General features: G+C 63.8%; 18 protein-coding genes. 9 read left to right on the top strand and 9 right to left on the bottom strand.

Going from position 1 to position 19,144, the window contains the following annotated elements:
* The first annotated feature begins 9 nt into the window (after positions 1 to 9).
* From hemH to H7X45_RS08855, 3 genes are all read left to right on the top strand, one after another.
* The gene (hemH, locus tag H7X45_RS08865; protein WP_187334543.1) at positions 10 to 1,008 is read left to right on the top strand and encodes a ferrochelatase; all 999 of its coding nucleotides are present in this window, start codon (positions 10 to 12) and stop codon (positions 1,006 to 1,008) included.
* A 99-nt stretch (positions 1,009 to 1,107) separates the two neighbouring features.
* Positions 1,108 to 1,830: an acetoacetyl-CoA reductase gene (phbB, locus tag H7X45_RS08860; protein WP_187334542.1), complete on the top strand. Its 723-nt coding sequence runs from the start codon at positions 1,108 to 1,110 to the stop codon at positions 1,828 to 1,830.
* A gap of 25 nt (positions 1,831 to 1,855) precedes the next feature.
* Positions 1,856 to 2,122 (top strand): ribbon-helix-helix domain-containing protein, encoded by a 267-nt coding sequence (locus tag H7X45_RS08855; protein ID WP_187334541.1) that lies wholly within the window; start codon positions 1,856 to 1,858, stop codon positions 2,120 to 2,122.
* A gap of 24 nt (positions 2,123 to 2,146) precedes the next feature.
* On the opposite strand, the gene nikR is transcribed toward H7X45_RS08855, so the two are convergent.
* On the bottom strand, positions 2,147 to 2,620 hold the full coding sequence (gene nikR / locus H7X45_RS08850) for a nickel-responsive transcriptional regulator NikR (protein ID WP_187334540.1): 474 nt from the start codon (positions 2,618 to 2,620) through the stop codon (positions 2,147 to 2,149).
* Between the two features lie 125 nt (positions 2,621 to 2,745).
* On the opposite strand from nikR, the gene H7X45_RS08845 reads away from it, so the two are divergent.
* Positions 2,746 to 4,851 (top strand): TonB-dependent receptor, encoded by a 2,106-nt coding sequence (locus H7X45_RS08845; protein WP_246449412.1) that lies wholly within the window; start codon positions 2,746 to 2,748, stop codon positions 4,849 to 4,851.
* Between the two features lie 23 nt (positions 4,852 to 4,874).
* Here H7X45_RS08845 and ahpF read toward each other — a convergent pair whose 3' ends face one another.
* The 6 genes from ahpF to H7X45_RS08815 form a co-directional block, all read right to left on the bottom strand.
* Positions 4,875 to 6,458, bottom strand: a complete 1,584-nt coding sequence (ahpF, locus tag H7X45_RS08840; RefSeq protein ID WP_187334538.1) for an alkyl hydroperoxide reductase subunit F — start codon at positions 6,456 to 6,458, stop codon at positions 4,875 to 4,877.
* A gap of 124 nt (positions 6,459 to 6,582) precedes the next feature.
* Positions 6,583 to 7,146: an alkyl hydroperoxide reductase subunit C gene (ahpC, locus tag H7X45_RS08835; RefSeq protein ID WP_187334537.1), complete on the bottom strand. Its 564-nt coding sequence runs from the start codon at positions 7,144 to 7,146 to the stop codon at positions 6,583 to 6,585.
* A 165-nt stretch (positions 7,147 to 7,311) separates the two neighbouring features.
* A complete protein-coding gene (gene murA / locus H7X45_RS08830; RefSeq protein ID WP_187334536.1) occupies positions 7,312 to 8,595 on the bottom strand; it encodes a UDP-N-acetylglucosamine 1-carboxyvinyltransferase in 1,284 nt (427 codons plus the stop codon).
* 213 nt (positions 8,596 to 8,808) lie between these two features.
* Positions 8,809 to 9,135 carry an ATP-dependent Clp protease adapter ClpS gene (clpS, locus tag H7X45_RS08825; protein WP_246449864.1) on the bottom strand — a complete coding sequence of 109 codons (327 nt, stop codon included), beginning with the start codon at positions 9,133 to 9,135 and terminating at the stop codon, positions 8,809 to 8,811.
* 220 nt (positions 9,136 to 9,355) lie between these two features.
* Positions 9,356 to 10,048, bottom strand: coding sequence for a phasin family protein (locus H7X45_RS08820; protein ID WP_187334534.1), 693 nt, complete (start codon positions 10,046 to 10,048; stop codon positions 9,356 to 9,358).
* A gap of 145 nt (positions 10,049 to 10,193) precedes the next feature.
* Positions 10,194 to 12,029: a PHA/PHB synthase family protein gene (locus H7X45_RS08815; protein WP_187334533.1), complete on the bottom strand. Its 1,836-nt coding sequence runs from the start codon at positions 12,027 to 12,029 to the stop codon at positions 10,194 to 10,196.
* Between the two features lie 104 nt (positions 12,030 to 12,133).
* Here H7X45_RS08815 and H7X45_RS08810 point away from each other — a divergent pair, with 104 nt between their 5' ends.
* The 3 genes from H7X45_RS08810 to H7X45_RS08800 are packed head-to-tail and all read left to right on the top strand — an operon-like array spanning position 12,134 to position 14,531.
* On the top strand, positions 12,134 to 13,342 hold the full coding sequence (locus H7X45_RS08810) for an LL-diaminopimelate aminotransferase (protein ID WP_187334532.1): 1,209 nt from the start codon (positions 12,134 to 12,136) through the stop codon (positions 13,340 to 13,342).
* 23 nt (positions 13,343 to 13,365) lie between these two features.
* A complete protein-coding gene (locus H7X45_RS08805) occupies positions 13,366 to 14,148 on the top strand; it encodes a crotonase/enoyl-CoA hydratase family protein (protein ID WP_187334531.1) in 783 nt (260 codons plus the stop codon).
* A gap of 5 nt (positions 14,149 to 14,153) precedes the next feature.
* The gene (locus H7X45_RS08800; protein ID WP_187334530.1) at positions 14,154 to 14,531 is read left to right on the top strand and encodes a DUF3224 domain-containing protein; all 378 of its coding nucleotides are present in this window, start codon (positions 14,154 to 14,156) and stop codon (positions 14,529 to 14,531) included.
* Between the two features lie 7 nt (positions 14,532 to 14,538).
* On the opposite strand, the gene H7X45_RS08795 is transcribed toward H7X45_RS08800, so the two are convergent.
* The gene (locus H7X45_RS08795; RefSeq protein ID WP_187334529.1) at positions 14,539 to 14,970 is read right to left on the bottom strand and encodes an acyl-CoA thioesterase; all 432 of its coding nucleotides are present in this window, start codon (positions 14,968 to 14,970) and stop codon (positions 14,539 to 14,541) included.
* 113 nt (positions 14,971 to 15,083) lie between these two features.
* The gene (locus H7X45_RS08790) at positions 15,084 to 16,238 is read right to left on the bottom strand and encodes an acyl-CoA dehydrogenase family protein (RefSeq protein WP_187334528.1); all 1,155 of its coding nucleotides are present in this window, start codon (positions 16,236 to 16,238) and stop codon (positions 15,084 to 15,086) included.
* A 188-nt stretch (positions 16,239 to 16,426) separates the two neighbouring features.
* On the opposite strand from H7X45_RS08790, the gene H7X45_RS08785 reads away from it, so the two are divergent.
* Together H7X45_RS08785 and H7X45_RS08780 are read left to right on the top strand one after the other, a co-directional pair.
* Positions 16,427 to 17,296 (top strand): S-methyl-5'-thioadenosine phosphorylase, encoded by an 870-nt coding sequence (locus tag H7X45_RS08785; RefSeq protein ID WP_187334527.1) that lies wholly within the window; start codon positions 16,427 to 16,429, stop codon positions 17,294 to 17,296.
* A gap of 99 nt (positions 17,297 to 17,395) precedes the next feature.
* Positions 17,396 to 19,123 (top strand): SulP family inorganic anion transporter, encoded by a 1,728-nt coding sequence (locus tag H7X45_RS08780; RefSeq protein ID WP_187334526.1) that lies wholly within the window; start codon positions 17,396 to 17,398, stop codon positions 19,121 to 19,123.
* Positions 19,124 to 19,144: the final 21 nt, after the last annotated feature.

Raw genomic sequence — 19,144 nt, 5'->3', positions numbered from 1 at the left:
GGGTGAGCCGTGAAACCTGCCGACCATCTCCAGATCCCGCCGCCGCGTATCGGCGTGCTGCTCGTTAATCTCGGCACGCCCGAGGCTGCGGAGCCGAAGGCGGTGAAGCGTTATCTGGGGGAGTTTCTATCCGATCGCCGCGTTGTCGAAATCCCGCGGCTGCTCTGGCAGCCCATCCTGCGCGGGATCATCCTGCAAACCCGCCCGAAGAAATCTTCCGAAGCCTATGAACAGGTTTGGATGGAGGAAGGCAGCCCGCTGGCTCATTATACCAAGCGGCAGGCGGAGGAACTGGCCGCGCGCTTCGGCGCGGAAGTCGATATCCGCTGGGCCATGCGTTACGGCGAGCCTGCGGTGGGCGAGGTGCTGACGCAGATGAAGGCGGACGGGTGCGAACGCATTCTGGTGGCGCCGCTCTATCCGCAATATTGCGCGGCGACCACGGCGACGGTGATGGACGAGTGCTACCGCGCGCTTGCCGCCATGCGTTGGCAACCGGCGCTGCGCAGCCTGCCGCCCTATCATGACGATCCGGCCTATATCGATGCGCTGAAGACCTCGATCGGCGGAGCGCTGGAGACGCTGGACTTCAGCCCGGACGCGCTGCTTCTCAGCTTCCACGGCATGCCGCAGCGCACGCTGGAACTGGGCGATCCCTATCACTGCCACTGCCGCAAGACCGCGCGGCTGCTGGGCGAGGCGATGGGCCGCGATGTGCGCGTGGCCTTCCAGTCGCGTTTCGGCCGCGCCAAATGGCTGGAACCCGCCACCGACGCGGTGCTGGAAGCCATGCCGGGCGAGGGGATCAAACGCGTCGCCATCGCCGCGCCGGGCTTCGCGTCGGACTGCCTCGAGACGCTGGAAGAGCTCGCCATTCGCGGGCAGGAGCAGTTCTTCGAAGCGGGCGGGGAGCGTTTTGCGTATCTCCCTTGCCTTAACGACAGCGCGCCCGGCATTGCCATGCTGGAGACGCTGCTGCGGCGCGAGCTGATGGGCTGGACGCGCTGAAAAAGCGCGGCTTGTCGGCAACCCCGGCGCGCTTTAAGCCTTTCCCTAGAGGAAGCCGGTCGATTCCACGGGCGGCCTAGGAAGAGGAGCTTGAAGCATATGGCACGTATCGCAGTGGTCACCGGGGGAAGTCGCGGCATAGGCGAGGCGATCAGCTGCGCGCTGAAGGACAAGGGCATGACGGTCGTCGCAATCTATGCGGGCAACGACCAGGCGGCGCAGGAATTTACCGAGCGCACCGGCATCGAAACGCGCAAATGGGACGTGGGCGACCATCAGGCCTGCATGGACGGCTGCGCCGAGATCGAGCAGTCCGTCGGCCCGATCGACGTCCTGGTGAACAATGCCGGGATCACCCGCGACGGCACCATGCACAAGATGAGCTTCGAGGACTGGAACGAGGTGATGCGCGTCAACCTCGGCGGCTGCTTCAACATGGCCAAGGCGGTCTATCCCGGCATGCGCGAGCGCAAATGGGGCCGCATCGTCAACATCGGCTCGATCAACGGGCAGGCCGGGCAATATGGCCAAGTGAACTACGCCGCCGCCAAGTCCGGCATCCACGGCTTCACCAAGGCGCTCGCTCAGGAAGGCGCGCGCACGGGCGTCACCGTCAACGCCATCGCGCCGGGCTACATCGATACCGACATGGTCGCCGCGGTGCCCGAAGAGGTGCTGGAGAAGATCGTCGCCAAGATCCCGGTCGGCCGCCTCGGCCAGGCGGACGAGATCGCGCGCGGCGTGTGCTTCCTGACCTCCGAGGATGCGGGCTTCGTCACCGGCTCGACCATGAGCATTAATGGTGGTCAGCACATGTATTGAGCCTTCGCCGGCGGATGGAGGTAGGATGACCCCGGAGCGCTACCATCCGCCGGTCAAGCGATCGGTGACGATCGCGGGGCACCCCACGTCGATCAGCCTCGAACCGCTCTTCTGGCAGCTCCTGAAAAGGGCGGCGGAAGAGCGGGACGAGCCGCTCAGCGCGCTCATCGCCCGGATCGATGTCGAACGGCTGGAATCGGACACCCCGCCCGGCCTTGCCGGTGCCATCCGGCTATGGCTCGCAGATCGCTGGCTCGGCGGTGATGACGAGGCGGCATCCTCACGCCCCTGACGAAACCCTCCGTGCCGATCCAGCTCAGCTGGTCACGGGGGAGAGATGCTCGTGGCCGTGATGTTCGTGATCGCCCGGATGCTCGTGATCGTCGCCCGGCTGCACGGCGATCAGGTTCAGCTGAGCGAGCCGCACCCCGCGCTGGGTGACGATATGGTCCACCAGCTTTCGCAGCGCCTCGGTGCGCCCTTTCAGCATCACCGATACCAGGCTGTCCTGATGGTCGAGCCGCATCGCCGTGGACGAAACCACCAGATCGTGATGCGCATGCTCCAGTTCGGATAAGCGTTCGGGCAAAGCGCGCACGCGCCGATCATAGACATAGGACAGATTGCCGACCGAAAAGGCGGCGCTGCTGTCTTCCTGCCGCCAGCGCTCGGTCTGCGCGCGCAGCATGTCGCGCAGCGCCTCGGACCGGCTGTTATAGCCGCGTGCCCGCGCCATGGCGTCCATTTCCCCGGCGAGGCCGTCGTCGATCGATATGGTGATCCGCTGCATCGTGCGTGGCTCCCTTGCGGCCCACCTCATGCCACCGGGCAAAAAAAGCGTCAAACCGCTGCATCCGTCTCTCGGCCGCCGCGCGTATGCACAATGAGCAGAAAATGCATAAAGCGGGGGCAGGAATGGTGAAAGCGGTACGCGCACGGACGATCCTGTTTCTAGCGGCTCCGGTGGCGCTCGGCTGGACGCCGCCGCTGTTTGCCCATGACGATCCCTCGCCCGACGAGCAGCAGACAGCGGGCCCCCGCACACCCGCCGGTGCCGATCCGGCTGCCGAACGCGATCCCATCATCGTATATGGCCGCGCGATCGAACAGATCGGCATCGCCGTTTCGGGATCGCAGGGCACCGTCGGCTATGCCGATTTCGACAATGTGCCGATCAGCCGGACGGGTGAGCTGGTGGAGAATGTGCCTGGCGTCATCGCCACGCAGCATTCGGGATCGGGCAAGGCGAACCAGTATTTCCTGCGCGGCTTCAACCTCGATCACGGTACCGATTTCGCCGGTTTCGTCGACGGCGTGCCGATCAACATGCGCACGCATGGCCATGGCCAGGGTTATCTCGATTTCAACTTCGTGATTCCCGAAACGCTGGAGCGGATCGATTACCGCAAGGGGCCCTATTTCGCCGATGTCGGCGATTTTTCGGCCGCGGGCACGGTCTCCTTCGTAACGCGCGACACCATAGAGCCCTTCGTTCAGGGCGAAGTGGGCGCCTTCGGCTATGTCCGCGGCGTGGCCGCGGGCAGCACCCCTCTCGGCGGTGGCAACCTCCTCGCCGCCGCCGAGATACAGGGATATGACGGACCTTGGGAGCTGCCCGAAGACCTTTACCGCATCGCAGGTCTGGTGAAATATAGCGGCGGCGGCAGCGCTGCGGCGGGCGGCACCGAATATTCGGTGCAGCTCAACGGCTATGACAGCCGCTGGACCTCCACCGATCAGGTGCCCGAACGCGCCGTGGAAAGCGGACGGATCGGGCGCTTCGGCTTCGTCGATCCGGATCTGGGTGGCAGCACGACGCGCATCGGCGCGGTCGCCAACGCCGCGCTGGGGGACACCCGGCTGAATGCCTTCGCGACCTATTACGACTTCCAGCTGACCTCCAACTTCACCTATTTCCTCGACGATCCGGTGAACGGGGATGAATTCATCCAGCGTGACCGGCGCATGACCTATGGTGGTGCGGTAAGCCACGGCATCGCGCTCGGCCGATGGTTCAGCGTCACTTTGGGCGGCGATCTGCGCTATGATGCGATCGACCGCGTCGGGCTTTACGAAAGCGTGGGCGGCGTGGCGACCAACACCATCCGTCAGGATCAGGTCGATGAATTCGGCTTCGGTCTTTACGGCGAGGCGGAGGTGCGGCTTGCGCCGGGGCTGCGCGCGATCGGCGGGCTGCGCTACGACCGGATCAGTTATGATGTTTCCGCCGATCTCGCGGTCAATTCGGGCAGCGGCCATGGCGATCTGCTGGCCCCCAAGCTGGCGCTGGCCTGGCAGCCTGCCCGCGGGCTGGAACTGTATGCGAATTACGGGCGCGGTTTTCATTCGAATGACGTGCGCGGCGCGGCGATCAGCATCGATCCGGCGAGCGGCGATCCGGCCGATCCGGTTGGCGTGATTGCCCCGGCGGACGGCGTGGAACTGGGCGCGCGCGTCGAACGCGGCGGCCTTACGGCATCGCTTGTCGGCTATTATCTTTCGCTGGCGAGCGAACTCGTATTCGTGGGCGATGCCGGCAATACGGAAGCGAACGACGGATCGCGCCGCTACGGCGTGGAGGCCAGCCTGTTCTGGCGGCCGCTACCGAACCTGACCGTCGATGCCGACTATGCCTATACCGATGCGCGCTTCGTCGATGTGCCGGACGGCGAATTCTACATCCCGAACGCGGTGCCCGAGGTGATTTCGGGCGGCGTGACCTGGAGCCCGCTACGCGCGCTCAGCCTGACCGCACGGCTGCGCCATTTCGGCTCCGCTCCGCTGATCGAGGACAATAGCGTGCGCAGCGATCCGACGACGCTCGTCAATCTGGGCGGCTATTACAAGCTCGGGCGGCTGCGGCTGGGCGTCGACATCTTCAACGTCTTCGATGCCGAAGATGCCGACATTACCTATCTCTACCAATCGCGGCTGCGCGATGAACCGGCCCCGGTTGCGGACCGGCATTTCCATCCCGTCGAACCACGTCAGCTGCGCGCGAGCCTTCGCTACACCTTCTGACGACAGCGGCGGCGGGGCGGCGCTCAGGCCGCTTCGCGCTGTTCCTCCGGCGGGGCGAGGCGCATGAGATAATCGAACGCGCCGAGCGCTGCTTTGGAGCCTTCGCCCATGGCGATGACGATCTGCTTGAACGGCGTGGTCGTCGCATCGCCCCCGGCATAGACGCCGGGCACGCTGGTGCCGCCCTTGGCATCGACTTCGATCTCGCCATGCTGGGTGAGCGCGACGGTGCCCTGCAGCCATTCGGTGTTGGGCACGAGGCCGATCTGCACGAAAATCCCGTCCAGCGTCAGCTCATGGCTCTCGCCGCTGTCGCGGTCCTTATAGGTCAGGCCGGTCACCTTTTCGCCATTGCCATTGACCTCGGTCGTCATCGCGGAGGTGATGATGCGCACATTCTTCAGGCTGCGCAGCTTGCGCTGCAGCACCTCATCGGCGCGAAGGCTGCCGTCATACTCGATCAAGGTCACTTCCTTGACGATGCCGGCAAGGTCGATCGCCGCTTCGACGCCGCTATTGCCGCCGCCGATCACCGCGACCGGCTTGCCCTTGAACAGCGGGCCGTCGCAGTGCGGGCAATAGGCCACGCCCTTGTTACGATACTCTTCCTCGCCCGGCACGCCGAGCTGGCGCCAGCGCGCGCCGGTGGACAAGATGATCGCGCGGGCCTTCAGCGAAGCGCCGTTCTTCAGGCGCAGTTCGTGATAGCCGCCTTCCTCTGCCGCCGGAATCAGCTCCTCGGCGCGCTGCAGGTTCATCAGGTCCACCTCATTATGGCGGACATGCTCTTCCAGTTCGGCACCCAGCTTGGGGCCTTCGGTATATTTGATCGAGGTGAAGTTCTCGATGCCCATGGTGTCCAGCACCTGGCCGCCGAAACGCTCGGCGACGATGCCGGTGCGGATGCCCTTGCGCGCTGCGTACACGCCCGCCGCCGCGCCTGCGGGGCCGCCGCCGACGATCAGCACCTCATAGGGCTCCTTCGCGGACAGCTTCTCGGCGGCTTTCGCCTCCGATCCGGTGTCGAGCTTTGCCAGAATCTGCTCCAGCTCCATCCGGCCCTGACCGAAGGGTTCGCCGTTCAGATAGATGGAAGGCACGGCCATGACCTTGCGGTCCTCGACCTCCTGCTTGAAGCTGCCACCGTCGATCGCGGTATGGCGGATGCGCGGGTTGACCACGCTCATCAGGTTCAGCGCCTGCACCACGTCGGGGCAATTCTGGCAGCTGAGCGAGAAATAGGTTTCGAAATGGTAATCGCCGTCCAGCGCGCGGACCTGATCGAGCACGTCCTCGGGCGTCTTGGGCTTGTGGCCGCCGACATGGAGGAGGGCGAGCACCAGGGACGTGAACTCATGGCCCATCGGCAGGCCGGCGAAGCGCACCGCGATGTCGGTGCCGGTGCGGCGGATCGCGAAGCTCGGGCTGCGCTCGTTCGCTTCTTCGGCGGCAACACTGACCTTGTCGGACAGTGCGGCGATTTCGGCCAGAAGCTCGGCCATCTCGCGCGATTTTGCGCTATCGTCCGAGGACGGCACAAGCTCGATCGGCTCGCGCACATTTTCGAGATAGGTTTTCAGCTGGTTCTGGAGAGCGGCATCGAGCATCGCTTGGGTTCCGGATCAAGATTTGGGAGAGGGGGGCGGAGCGGGGCCGGTGGTCCGGCCTCTCGCTCCTTTGGGTGGGCCCGCCGCCGTGGCGGCGGCAGGCCCTGATAATCAGCGCGAAGGCTTAGAGCTTGCCGACGAGGTCGAGCGAGGGAGCGAGCGTGCTTTCGCCCTCTTCCCACTTGGCGGGGCAAACTTCGCCCGGATGCTCGCGGATGTACTGCGCGGCCTTCACCTTGCGCAGCAGCTCTGCCGCGTTCCGGCCGACGCCTTCGCAGGTCATTTCCATCACCTGCACCACGCCGTCGGGATCGACGACGAAGGTGGCGCGGTCGGCAAGGCCCTGGGCTTCACGCAGGCATTCGAAGTTGCGCGCGATTTCGTGGTTCTGGTCGCCCAGCATGTAGAAGTCGATCTTGCCGATCTTCTCGGAGCTGTCATGCCATGCCTTGTGGCTGAAATGCGTGTCGGTGGAGACGCTGTACACCTCGACGCCCATCTTCTGGAGCGTGGGGTAGATGTCGGCCAGGTCTTCCAGCTCGGTCGGGCACACGAAGGTGAAATCGGCCGGGTAGAAGAAGAAGACCGCCCATTTGCCCTTGGTGTCCTCGTCGGTGACGGTGACGAATTCGCCCTGCTTATAGGCCTGGGTGCTGAACGGTTTGATCGGTTTGTCGATGACGGACATGGATATTTCCTCTGTCGGTTGGGGTGGGAGAAACGCTGTGTGCAATGCAGCATATGACCCCGCCCGACAGATTTATAAAGGCGTTTTGTCCAGATTTAATGATTGAGTTTGTCGATCAGCACGTCCGATAAATATTCCGGAACCGTCGCCGCGCAGACGCTTTACTCACTCTCCGCCCACGCGCTCGATATCGGCGCCTACTGCCTCCAGCTTTTCCTCCAGCCGCTCATAGCCGCGATCGAGATGGTAGACGCGGTTGAGCTGCGTCTCTCCCTCGGCGGCGAGGCCAGCGATCACGAGGCTCATAGAGGCGCGCAGATCGGTGGCCATCACCGGCGCACCGGTCAGCCGCTCCACGCCGCGCACCACGGCGGTGTGCCCGTCGACATCGATATTCGCGCCCATGCGGGCCAGTTCGGGCACGTGCATGTAGCGGTTTTCGAAGATCGTTTCGGTCAGCACGCTGTTGCCGTCCGCCTTGCACAAGAGCGCCATCAGCTGCGCCTGCATGTCGGTGGCAAGACCGGGGTAGGGAGCAGTGGTCAGGCGCACAGGCTTCAGCACGCCGTTGGAGGCCACCTTCACGCCTCCCTTATAGGCGTCGACATGCAGGCCCATTTCGCGCAGCGCGTCGAGCGTGGTTTCCATCTCGTCCGCGCGCGCACCGACAAGGTCGACCTCGCCGCCGGTGATCGCGGCCGCACAAGCGTAGCTGCCCGCCTCGATCCGGTCCGGCATCACTTCGTAGGTGGCGCCGTGCAGGCGTTTGACGCCATGGATGGTGAGATCGGACGTGCCGATGCCTTCGATATCCGCGCCCATCGCGACCAGCAGCTTGCACAGATCGACGATTTCCGGCTCGCGCGCGGCATTGCGCAGGATGGTGGTGCCGCTGCCCAGCGACGCCGCCATCAGCGCATTCTCGGTCGCGCCGACGGAGACCACCGGGAAGCTGTATGTGCCGCCCGGAAGGCCGCCATCGGGCGCGCTCGCCCGGACATAGCCCGAGGCGATTTCGATCTCCGCGCCCATTGCTTCGAGCGCCTTCAGATGCAGGTCGATCGGCCGGTTGCCGATGGCGCAGCCGCCGGGCAGCGAGACGGTGGCCTCGCCCGAGCGCGCGAGCAGCGGGCCCAGCACCAGGATGGAGGCGCGCATCTTGCGCACGATGTCATAGGGCGCGACGGTGGAAGTGATCCGCGTCGCCTGCAGCGTCATCACGCGGCCGAAATCCTCGGGCCGCGAACCGGCGATGGCGGTGGAGACGCCGAACTGGTTCATCAGATGCTGGAAACTGTCGATATCCGCCAGCCGCGGCAGATTGCGTAGCGTCAGCGGTTCATCGGTCAGGAGCGCGCAGGGGATCAGCGTCAGCGCGCTGTTCTTGGCTCCGGAGATGGGAATGCGGCCCGAAAGGCGATTGCCGCCACGAATGAGAATTCTGTCCATCGAACGGGAATAGCGATTGCGCGGGCTGAAACAAGGTGGGGGAACGCCTTCTCCCCTCCGCCAATGGTTGAGACACGTCGGAAGCCCTGAGCTTGTCGAAGGTCGTCTATCGGCTTGGAGTGTGGAGCGTTGCCGAGAAACGTCCTTCGACAGGCTCAGGACTTACGGGTTTTTAGCCGGGCGTGCTCAACAGTTCCCGGGGACAAGCGAAGGTTACGCCTTCTCCAGCGTGCATTGCAGCGGGTGCTGGTTCTGCCGGGCGAAATCCATCACCTGGTTCACCTTGGTTTCCGCCACCTCATAACTGAAGATGCCGCACACGCCCACGCCGCGCTGGTGAACGTGCAGCATCACGCGCGTCGCCTCGTCCGTGTCCATCGTGAAGAAGCGCTTCAGACAGTGTACGACAAATTCCATCGGCGTGTAATCGTCGTTCAGCATCAGCACCTTGTACTGGCTCGGCTGCTTGGTCTTGGGCCGCGTGCGCGTGGCGAGGCCGACCGAGGGGCCGCCGGGATCCTGCTCGTCATCCTTGGCCATGCGGATCGAAAGTGGGCGGATCGAGAGAGGGGCTGGTTGAGTCATACAGCGTCAAAATATGGCATCGCGTGGCGCTGGGGCAAGCCCCGACATTGGTAAACCCGGACATGCCACGCTGAAATCCGGATGGCTGCGCTGGTGCGCACCATAAAAAAGGCCGCCCCCGTTTCCAGGAGCGGCCCTTGTACAATCGGTTGCCCGATCGGATGCGGTCAAAGCCTTAGGCTTCGATCTTCATCTTCTCGCCGGCTTCGGCCATGCGGCTCGAGATCGGCTGGAACATGTCGCCCCACAGCTTCACCATCTTCTCGGTGTTCTTGGAGCTCTGCTCGACCATCACGTCGAAGTTCTTGCGGGCATATTCGCCCTGCAGCTGGAACAGCTCGGTCGGCGACTTGACGGAGGTGAAGTCCTTCATCGCGCTCGAAGCGTCTTCGAAGTTCTTCTTGGCGAACTCCATGTTGTCGCGGCCGATTTCCTGCATGCCTTCGGCGCCGATCTTGCCGGCCTGGACGAACGCTTCCACGTTGCCACGGCCGAATTCGCCGGCCTGGCTCATCATCTGCGTGGTCTTTTCCGAAGCGGCCTTGGCGCGCTCGGACATGTTGTTGACCATGTCGGTGGTCTTGTCGGTCATCTTTTCGGTGGTGTTAGCCATGGTGTTTGATCCTTCTTGAATGGTCTTGGCGGCAGCATCTTGCGTGGCCGCCTGAGTTTTTTTCACTTCGGTAACGGCCGTCTCGCCAGCCTTTGCGGCGGTCTGGACGGGCTTCTCGGCTTCCGCTGCCTTGGCGGGAGCCGCTTTGGTTGCAGGCTCCGCGGCCTTGGGCGCCGGCTTGGCCGGGCTGGTGGGTGCGCTAGCCTTCCCCTTCGCGGGAGCTTTCGATTTCGGCGCTGTCTTACGATCAGTCATCGTCAATCCGTTCCTTCTTTGCTGCAATGCACAATAGCCCTTCGGACGACGATTGTCAAGGGATATTGTGCACTGCACAAAGATCGAAACGCCGCAGTTTCAGGGCGTTTCGACGGATCGATATCAAAATTATGCTGCAGCGGCGTTACCGGCTTTTCACGTAGCGGCCGGGCGCGTCCTCGATGGCTTTCAGCTTGCCTTTGCCGGGTTTGCGGCCGCCCTTCGCGGGCACTTCCTCGGGGGCCTGATCGCGCAGCCATTTGATCCAGTCCGGCCACCAGCTGCCCTTCGTCTCGCTTGCCCCGGCGATGAACTCGTCGAGCGTTTCCACGCCAGCGTCCTCGTTCGTCCAATGCTGGTATTTTTCGGCGGCGGGCGGATTGACGACGCCCGCGATGTGGCCGGAGCCTGCCAAAACGAAGCGCTTTTCGCCCGATAGATGGTCCATCAGCTTCCAGACGCTGGCGAGCGGGGCGATATGATCTTCCTTGCCAGCCTGAATATAGGCCGGGGTTTCGATCTTGCCGAGATCGATCGGCGTGCCGTCGATCCGGATGGCGCCGGGTTTCACCAGCTTGTTCTCGCGATAAAGATCGTCGAGATAGGAACGGTGCCATTTGCGCGGCAGGTTGGTGGTGTCCCCGTTCCAGTGCAGGAGATCGAACGCCGGATAGTCCTCACCCAGCAGATAGTTGGTGACGACATAATTCCAGATCAGGTCGCGCCCGCGCAGCATGTTGAACGTGGCGGCCATATAGCGCCCGTCGAGATAGCCCGGCTCGCTCAATTGCTCGACCAGCTGCATATGCTCGTCACCGGTGAAGAGCAGCAGGTCGCCTGCTTCTTCGAAATCCACCTGGGCGGTAAAAAAGGTGGCGCTGGCAACCTTGTCGGCCTCATCCCGCTCGGCCAGAAGGGCCAGGGTGGCGGCAAGCGTGGTGCCCGCGACGCAATAGCCGATGGTATGGACCTGCTCGACGCCCAGCGCATCGCGAATGGTGTCGATCGCATCGATCTGGGCGGCGACATAATCGTCCCATTCCACATCTGCCATGGAGGCATCGGCGGATTTCCAGCTGACCATGAACAGGCTCACGCCCTGATCGACCACCCATTTCACGAAACTCTTCTTTTCGTTGAGATCGAGGATGTAGAAGCGGTTGATCCAGGGCGGAAACACCACCAGCGGCGTTTTGAGCACCTTGTCGGTGGTCGGCGCGTAATGAATCAGCTGGTAAAGCGGTGTTTCGTGCACCACCTTGCCGGGCGTCGTCGCGATATTCTCGCCTAGTTCGAAAGCGTTCGGATCGGTATGGGTCAGCTGGCCCTTACGCAGATCGCTCAGCATATGCTCTAGGCCCTTGAGCAGGCTTTCGCCGCGCGTTTCATAGGCGCGTTCCAGCACCTGCGGATTGGTCATCGCGAAATTGGTGGGTGAGACGGCATCGAGCGCGTTGGAAAGATTGAAGCGCAACTTGGCTTTCATGTCCGGATTGAGCCCGTCGATATCATCCGCCCAGGCCAGCATGCGTTCGACGGTGAACTGATAGGCCTGCGCGATCGCGGCGAAAACCGGATGGTTATCCCACCCTTCATGCCGGAACCGCTTGTCGCGCGTTTCAACGGGCTGGTTCCAGCCGTCCAGGCCGGACGTCATCAGCTTGCCCCAATATTCGAAGCTGGAGGTGATCATTTCGGATTGCCGGCGCATCACGTCCATCGGGTCCTGCGCGCTCAGGCGATAGCGGGCCGGGGCGTCCGCGCCCTCCATCCAGCGGCGCATCATCGTTTCCGATTGTTCGGCAAGGCGTCCGTCAGCGAGTTGCTCGGCGGCGAATTCTCCCAACAGCTGCTGGGCGCGCAGCGTTACAAAGCCCCATTGCTGCATCTGCTCCAGAAGGTTCTGCGTGCCTTCCATCAGATCCTGCCCGGCCTGCTCCAGACCCGGGCCAACTGCATCCTCGCCGCTTTTGTCCGCCATCGTCATCCTCCTCCTGTGCGCCTGCTTTGTTACAAGCTTTCGTGCCGTCATAACATGAAGTTCCACATGACGCGCGCGGTTCCGCCCGATATGACGGCCTGGCTATGAACGACGATTTTTACCGCATCCGCCGCCTGCCGCCCTATGTGTTCGCGGAGGTGAACGCGATGAAGGCCGCCGCGCGCGCCCGCGGCGAGGATATTATCGACCTCGGCATGGGCAATCCCGACGGCGCGCCCGCCCCGCATATTATCGAGAAGCTGTGCGAGGTTGCACGCGATCCCGGCGCGCATGGCTACAGCGCGTCAAAGGGCATCAAGGGGCTGCGAAAAGCGCAGGCGGCTTATTATCAGCGCCGCTTCGGCGTCGATCTGGATCCCGAAAGCGAAGTGGTGGTCACGCTGGGCTCGAAGGAAGGGCTCGCCAATCTGGCGCAGGCGATCACCGCGCCGGGCGATGTCGTGCTGGCACCCAATCCCAGCTATCCGATCCACACCTTCGGTTTCATCATCACCGGCGCCGCGATCCGATCGATCCCTGCCGCGCCGGGGCCGGATTTCTTCAAGCGCCTGGAATATTCCATGGCCTATTCGGTGCCCAAACCAAAGGTTCTGGTGATCGGCTATCCGTCCAATCCCACCGCATACACCGCGGACCTCGCTTTCTACCGGGAGGTCGTGGCCTTTGCGAAGGAGCATGGGCTCTGGGTCATCTCGGATCTCGCTTATGCGGAGATCTATTATGGGGACGAGCCGACGCCATCGATCCTGCAGGTGCCGGGCGGCAAGGATGTGGCGGTGGAATTCACCAGCATGTCCAAAACCTATTCGATGGCCGGCTGGCGGATCGGGTTCGCGGTCGGCAATCCCACGCTGATCGGCGCGCTTGCGCGGGTGAAGAGCTATCTCGATTACGGCGCGTTCACGCCGATCCAGGCTGCTGCCGTGGCGGCGCTCAACGGGCCGCAGGACGTCGTCGAGCAGAACCGCCAGCTCTACAAGGCGCGGCGCGATGTGATGGTGGAAAGCTTCGGGCGCGCGGGCTGGGACATCCCGCCGCCCGATGCCAGCATGTTCGCCTGGGCCCCGATCCCGCCCGCGCTGGCGCATCTCGGCTCGGTCGAATTTTCCAAGCGATTGCTCAGCGAGGCGAAAGTCGCCGTTGCGCCGGGCGCGGGCTTCGGTTCGGAAGGGGAGGGCTATGTGCGCCTCGCGCTGGTCGAGAATGAGCAGCGCATTCGTCAGGCCGCGCGCGGCGTGAAGAAGTTCATGACCGCGCACGGCGTCAATGTGCCGAGCGGCCAAAAAGACTAAAAAGACAGGAGAGGAACGCCGCCATGAACGATCGCGTCAGCATCACCATTCAGGATCACGTCGCCGATGTGCGGCTGAACCGACCCGACAAGATGAACGCGCTCGACCCCGCGATGTTCGAAGGGATCGTGGCGGCCGGCGAGCGGCTGCGCGAGGAGAAGGGCGTACGCGCCGTCGTGCTGTCCGGCGAGGGCCGTGCTTTCTGCGCGGGCCTCGACATGGCCAGCATGGCGAGCGGCGGCACCGGCGCGCCGCTGATCGAGCGCACGCACGGCACCGCGAACCTCTACCAGAAGGTAGCGATGATCTGGCGCGAACTGCCGATGCCGGTGATCGCGGCGGTGCACGGCATCTGCTTCGGCGGCGGGCTGCAGATCGCCAGCGGCGCGGACATGCGCATCGTCTCGCCCGAAACGCTGCTGTCGATCATGGAGATGAAATGGGGGCTGGTGCCGGACATGGGCGGCTATGCCCTGTGGCGGCGCAATGTGCGCGAAGATGTGCTGCGACGCCTGACCTTCACAAACGCCGAATTCAATGGCCGCGAGGCGGTGGAATGGGGTTTCGCGACCGAGGTGCAGGACGCGCCGCTGGAACGCGCGAAAGCCATCGCCGCGACCATCGCGGACAGGAACCCCCAGGCGATGCGGGAGGCGAAGACGCTGTTCAACGGTTCGGTCGATCTGGATGAAGCCGAAATCCTGCAAGCCGAAAGCGACGCGCAGGCCCGCGTGATCCGCCAGCCCAACCAGATCGAGGCGGTGATGAGCCAGATGGAAAAGCGCGCCGCGAACTGGACGGATTGAACACCATGCCCGCGCAAGGACGGTTCGATGTCGATCTGAAACCCGCCTCCGAAGCCGGCGATCCGGTTTCGCGGATGACCATCGCCAAGACGTTCGAGGGCGATCTGACCGGCACCAGCCGCGGCGCAATGCTGGCGGTGCGGACCGATACCGAAGGCTCCGCCGGCTATGTCGCGATCGAGCGGTTCGAAGGCTCGCTGAACGGCAAGAGCGGCGGGTTCGCACTTCAGCATTATGGCATCATGGACCGCGGCGCGCCGTCACTGAGTGTGCAGGTGATCCCGGATTCCGGATCGGGCGAGCTGGAGGGGATTGCCGGGACCATGACGATCGACCAGTCTTCCGGCGATCATCGCTACAGCTTCGAATACCGACTGCCCTGATCGCCCCTTAACTGTCCGCCCAACCCTTCACCCGCGCGCGTCCCAGCACAGCGCGCATGGTATCGTCCATCGGCATCGAGCCGTTCTTGTCGGTCAGCACCAAGGTCGTCACGCTGGTCGCAACGCATCCGGATTTCTGGAACGCGGCGCTCAGAATCTGCCAGCTCGAATTGCCGATCCGGCCGATGCCGCTGGCGATCTCCATGGCTTCCGGGAAAAATCCTTCCGCCACATAATCGATCTCGACGCGCGCGATCAGCCAGCGCGTGCCGCGGGGGTGCTCCAGGCCCAGCGAATGGTTGAACCGCACGCGGCCATTCTCGAACAGCGCGGCATAGGCAACATTGTTGATATGGCCGAGCGGATCAAGATCCTGAAATCGCGTCTCGGTGTGCGTGGCGAAGGGATAGGCCGCGATATCGCGGGGTGGTTTTTGCATTCAATTATCTCCGTAGCCCTGAGCCGGTGGCGCCATGCGCCGTCTACGACTCCGAAGGGCGCTTCTTGTTCGAGAGCCGTCCTTCGACATGCTCAGGACTTCGGACTTCGGGGTCAGAGCGAACGCCCGATCAGCTCCTTCATGATCTCGTTGGTGCCGCCGAAGATGCGCGTCACACGCGCGCTGCGCCACATGCGGGCGATGGGATATTCGTTCATATAGCCCGCGCCGCCATGCAGCTGCAGGCACTTGTCCATCATCTCCCACTGCAGATCGGTATGCCACAGCTTGGCCGCGGCGCCTTCCTCGGGCGTCAGCGTGCGCTTGGCGTGAAGCGTCAGGCAATGGTCGAGATGCGCCCAGCCGACCTGCAGCTTGGCCTTCAGGTCCGCGAGCGTGAAGCGCGTGTTCTGGAAATCGAATACCGGTTTGCCGAACGCCTTGCGCTCCTTCACGAACGCCACCGTATCGTCGAACGCTTTCTGCGCGCTGGCCTGCGCGCTGACCGCGATCGACAGGCGTTCCTGGCCAAGCTGACTCATCAGATAGATGAAGCCCTTGCCCTCTTCGCCCAGGCAATTGGTGATCGGCACGCGCACATCGTCGAAGAACAGTTCCGACGTGTCGGCGGCATCCTGCCCGATCTTGTCGAGATTGCGCCCGCGCTTGAAGCCCTCCCGGTCCGCTTCCACCAGGATGATCGAGACGCCCTGCCACTTCTTTTCCGCATCCGGATTGGTGACCGCGCAGACGAGCACCAGATCGGCGTTCTGGCCGTTGGTAATATATGTCTTGGAGCCGTTGACGACATAATGGTTGCCGTCCTTCTTGGCGCTGGTCTGGATCGATTGCAGATCGCTGCCGACGCCCGGCTCGGTCATCGCGATGGCGGTGACGACCTCACCCGAGACCATCTTCGGCAGCCATTCCTTCTTCTGCTCTTCCGATCCGTAATTGATGATGTAATCGGCCACGATGTCGGATTGCAGCGAGAAGCCGAGCGTGGTGCCCGCGCCATAGGCCGCTTCCTCGTCGACGATGGCGTTGTACCGGAAATCGAGCCCCAGGCCGCCATATTCTTCCGGCACGGTGGGGCAGAGCATGCCGAGCTCGCCCGCTTCGCGCCAGATCGATTTGGGCACGATCTTGTCCGCATCCCACTGGTCCGCATTGGGCAGGACCCGGTCCCGCATAAAAGCGCGCACGGTATCGCGGAACGCCTCCATATCCTCGTCATAAGCAGTGCGGGTAGCGGTCTCGATCGGCATGGTCTCTCTCCTCGGTCTCTTTTCGCGCGATTGGACCGAAGGTTTACGCGAACGTCAAGTGTAACAGTTTCTATCTCGAACCCAAATCCGTTCGGGCTGAGCTTGTCGAAGCCCCGTCCTTGTTCTTATGCGTTCTCGCCAGAGAAGAGCGGTCCTTCGACAAGCTCAGGACGAACGGGAGTTGAGCTATGTCTGACCAATGGACCATCGGCATCATCGGGGGCTCCGGCCTCTACGCGATCGACGGGCTGGAGGATCAGGAATGGCGGCGCGTCGAATCGCCCTGGGGGGAGCCGTCGGACGAGATCCTGTTCGGCTGCATCGGCGATGTGCGACTGCGCTTCCTGCCGCGGCATGGACGGGGCCACCGGATCGCGCCGTCCGATCTGAACGCCCGCGCCAACATCGATGCGCTGAAGCGGGCAGGGTGCACCGATCTGCTGTCGATCAGCTCGATCGGTAGCTTGCGCGAGGAGCTTCCGCCCGGTGATTTCGTGGTGGTGGATCAATTCATCGACCGGACCAAGGGCCGTCCGTCCAGCTTCTTCGGCAGCGGCATGGTGGCCCATGTGTCGATGGCTGAGCCGGTGTGCGAGAGATTGTCCGCCTTTGCCGCGGAGGCAATCGACAAAGCGGGCGGCAATGTGGCCAAGGGCGGCACCTATCTGGCAATGGAAGGGCCGCAATTTTCCACCCGCGCCGAGAGCCATCTCTACCGCCAATGGGGCGCCGACGTGATCGGCATGACGGCGATGCCCGAGGCAAAATTGGCGCGCGAGGCGGAGCTGCCCTACGCGCTCATCGGCATGGTCACCGATTATGATTGCTGGCGCGAAGAAACCGCGTTCGTCGAAGTGAGCGAGGTAATCGCGCAGATGACCGCCAACGGCGCCGTTGCGCGCAAGGCGGTGGAAGCCTTCGTCTCCGCCCTGCCGGCGCAGCGTGAGGCCAGCCCGCTCGACAGCGTACTCGATTTCGCGCTCATCACCGATCCCGCGCACCGCGATCCGGCGCTTCTGACGAAGCTGGACGCGGTTGCGGGACGGGTGCTCGGCTGACAGCGTCAACCAAAGGCCGTCCGATTAACCTACATCGCTTGCCCATCGCTTTGCCGCGCGGCTAGGCTGCCCGCTTCGGCAGAAGGGACGGCGACATCGATGGACGTGACCCGCTTCATTCCGGACAAGCCCGCCTGGCTGCAGGAATATAAGCCGTCCTTCCTGGCCGACGATGCGATCGCCGGGCTCGTCCTCTCGGTCCTGCTGATCCCGCAGGCGATGGCCTATGCGCTGCTTGCCGGACTGCCGCCGCAGGCCGGGCTTTATGCCGCGCTGGCCCCGCCGCTCCTCTATCTGCTGTTCGGCACCAGTCCCTATGTTTCGGTCGGCCCCGTGGCGCTGGTCTCATTGATCGTGGGCGATGCCATTGCGGCAAGCGGTTTCGCGCCGATGACGGCGGCCATGGTGATCGCGCTGGAGGCGGGCGCGATGCTGGTGCTCGTCGGTCTGTTTCGGCTCGGCCGCCTCGTCAATTTCGTCAGCGAGCCGGTGATGCTGGGCTTTACCGCCGCCGCGGCGGTGCTGATCGCGGCGAGCCAGCTGCCGACCTTGCTGGGTCTTGACGTGCCGCGCAGCAGCGAGCTGATCGGAACGCTCGTGGGGCTGATCGAAGCGCTGCCGGATTTGCACGCGGATGTCGTCCTCATCGGTCTCGGCGCCCTCCTGCTGCTCCTGCTGGGGGATCGCTATGCCGGGCCGATGCTCTGGAAGGCGGGCGTGCGGCCGCCCTGGCGCGGGCTGATCGTGAAGGCCATTCCCTTGCTCGTGCTGGTCGGCGCGGCGGCGATGGTCGGTGGATCGGATCTGCCGGTGCCGCGTGTCGGCGCGGTCGAAGGCGGGCTCGCCTCCCTGCGCATGCCGCCATATGGTCTGGACCCGTGGATCGCGCTGGCCCCCTCGGCGCTGATCGCGGCGTTGATCGTGTTCGTGATCGGCAGCGGCGTCGCCAAATCGCTGGCGGGCCGCAACCGGCGCAAGGTGCGCAGCGACCGCGAGGCGCTGGCGCTCGGCATGGCGAACATCGCCGCGGCGCTCACCGGCGGCTATGCGGTCGGCGTCAGTCTCAGCCGCTCGGCCCTGACCGCGGACAGCGGCAGCCGCTCGCCGATCAGTTCGGTGGTGGCGAGCTTGGTGACCCTGGCCGTGCTGCTTTTCCTCACCGGCGCGCTCGCTTTTCTCCCTAAGGCCGCGCTCGCCGCGCTGGTCATCAGCGCGGTGTTCGGCCTCGTAAAGCTGCGCGCGATCAAGGCGGTCATGCGCTACAGCAAGGTGGAGAGCGCCGTGCTGTTCGCCACCTTGGCGGTGACCTTGCTGCTCGGCGTTCAGTGGGGACTGGCGGCGGGGACCCTGATGGGCCTGGCCGCGTTCTTATGGTTTTCCAGCGTGCCGCGCGTAACGCGTGTGGACCGGATGGACGATCTGCACGTCTACCGCTCGATCGACCGGCATGACGGCGGCCCGCGCACGCTTCCCGTGCTGATCGTGCGGATCGACCGTTCGATCTATTTCGGCAATGCCGCCTATTGCGAGGATGCGGTGCTCAACTTCGTGTCGGCCCACAAGAACGTGCGTTGGCTGGTGCTCGACATGCGCTCGGTCAACAGCATCGATGCCAGCGGCATGGCGATGCTGGAACGGCTGCTCGACAATTTGCAGGAAAAGAATGTACGCGTCGCATTCGCCGCGATGCACGAACCCATCGCCGCGGCGCTGAATGCTAGCGATCGCCCGCGTCAGGCGCGTAGCTTCACCACGGTGGAGGAAGCGATGCACGATATCGAGGAGGACAAGGAAGCGGCCTATAACCGCAAGATGGCGGCGGGCTAGGGCGCCCTATCGGCGTCCGCA

The sequence above is a fragment of the Novosphingopyxis iocasae genome (genome assembly GCF_014334095.1).
GTDB classification, from domain to species: domain Bacteria; phylum Pseudomonadota; class Alphaproteobacteria; order Sphingomonadales; family Sphingomonadaceae; genus Novosphingopyxis; species Novosphingopyxis iocasae.
Note: the sequence above shows the minus strand (reverse complement) of the source record. Positions and strands in the feature narration are given on the sequence as shown.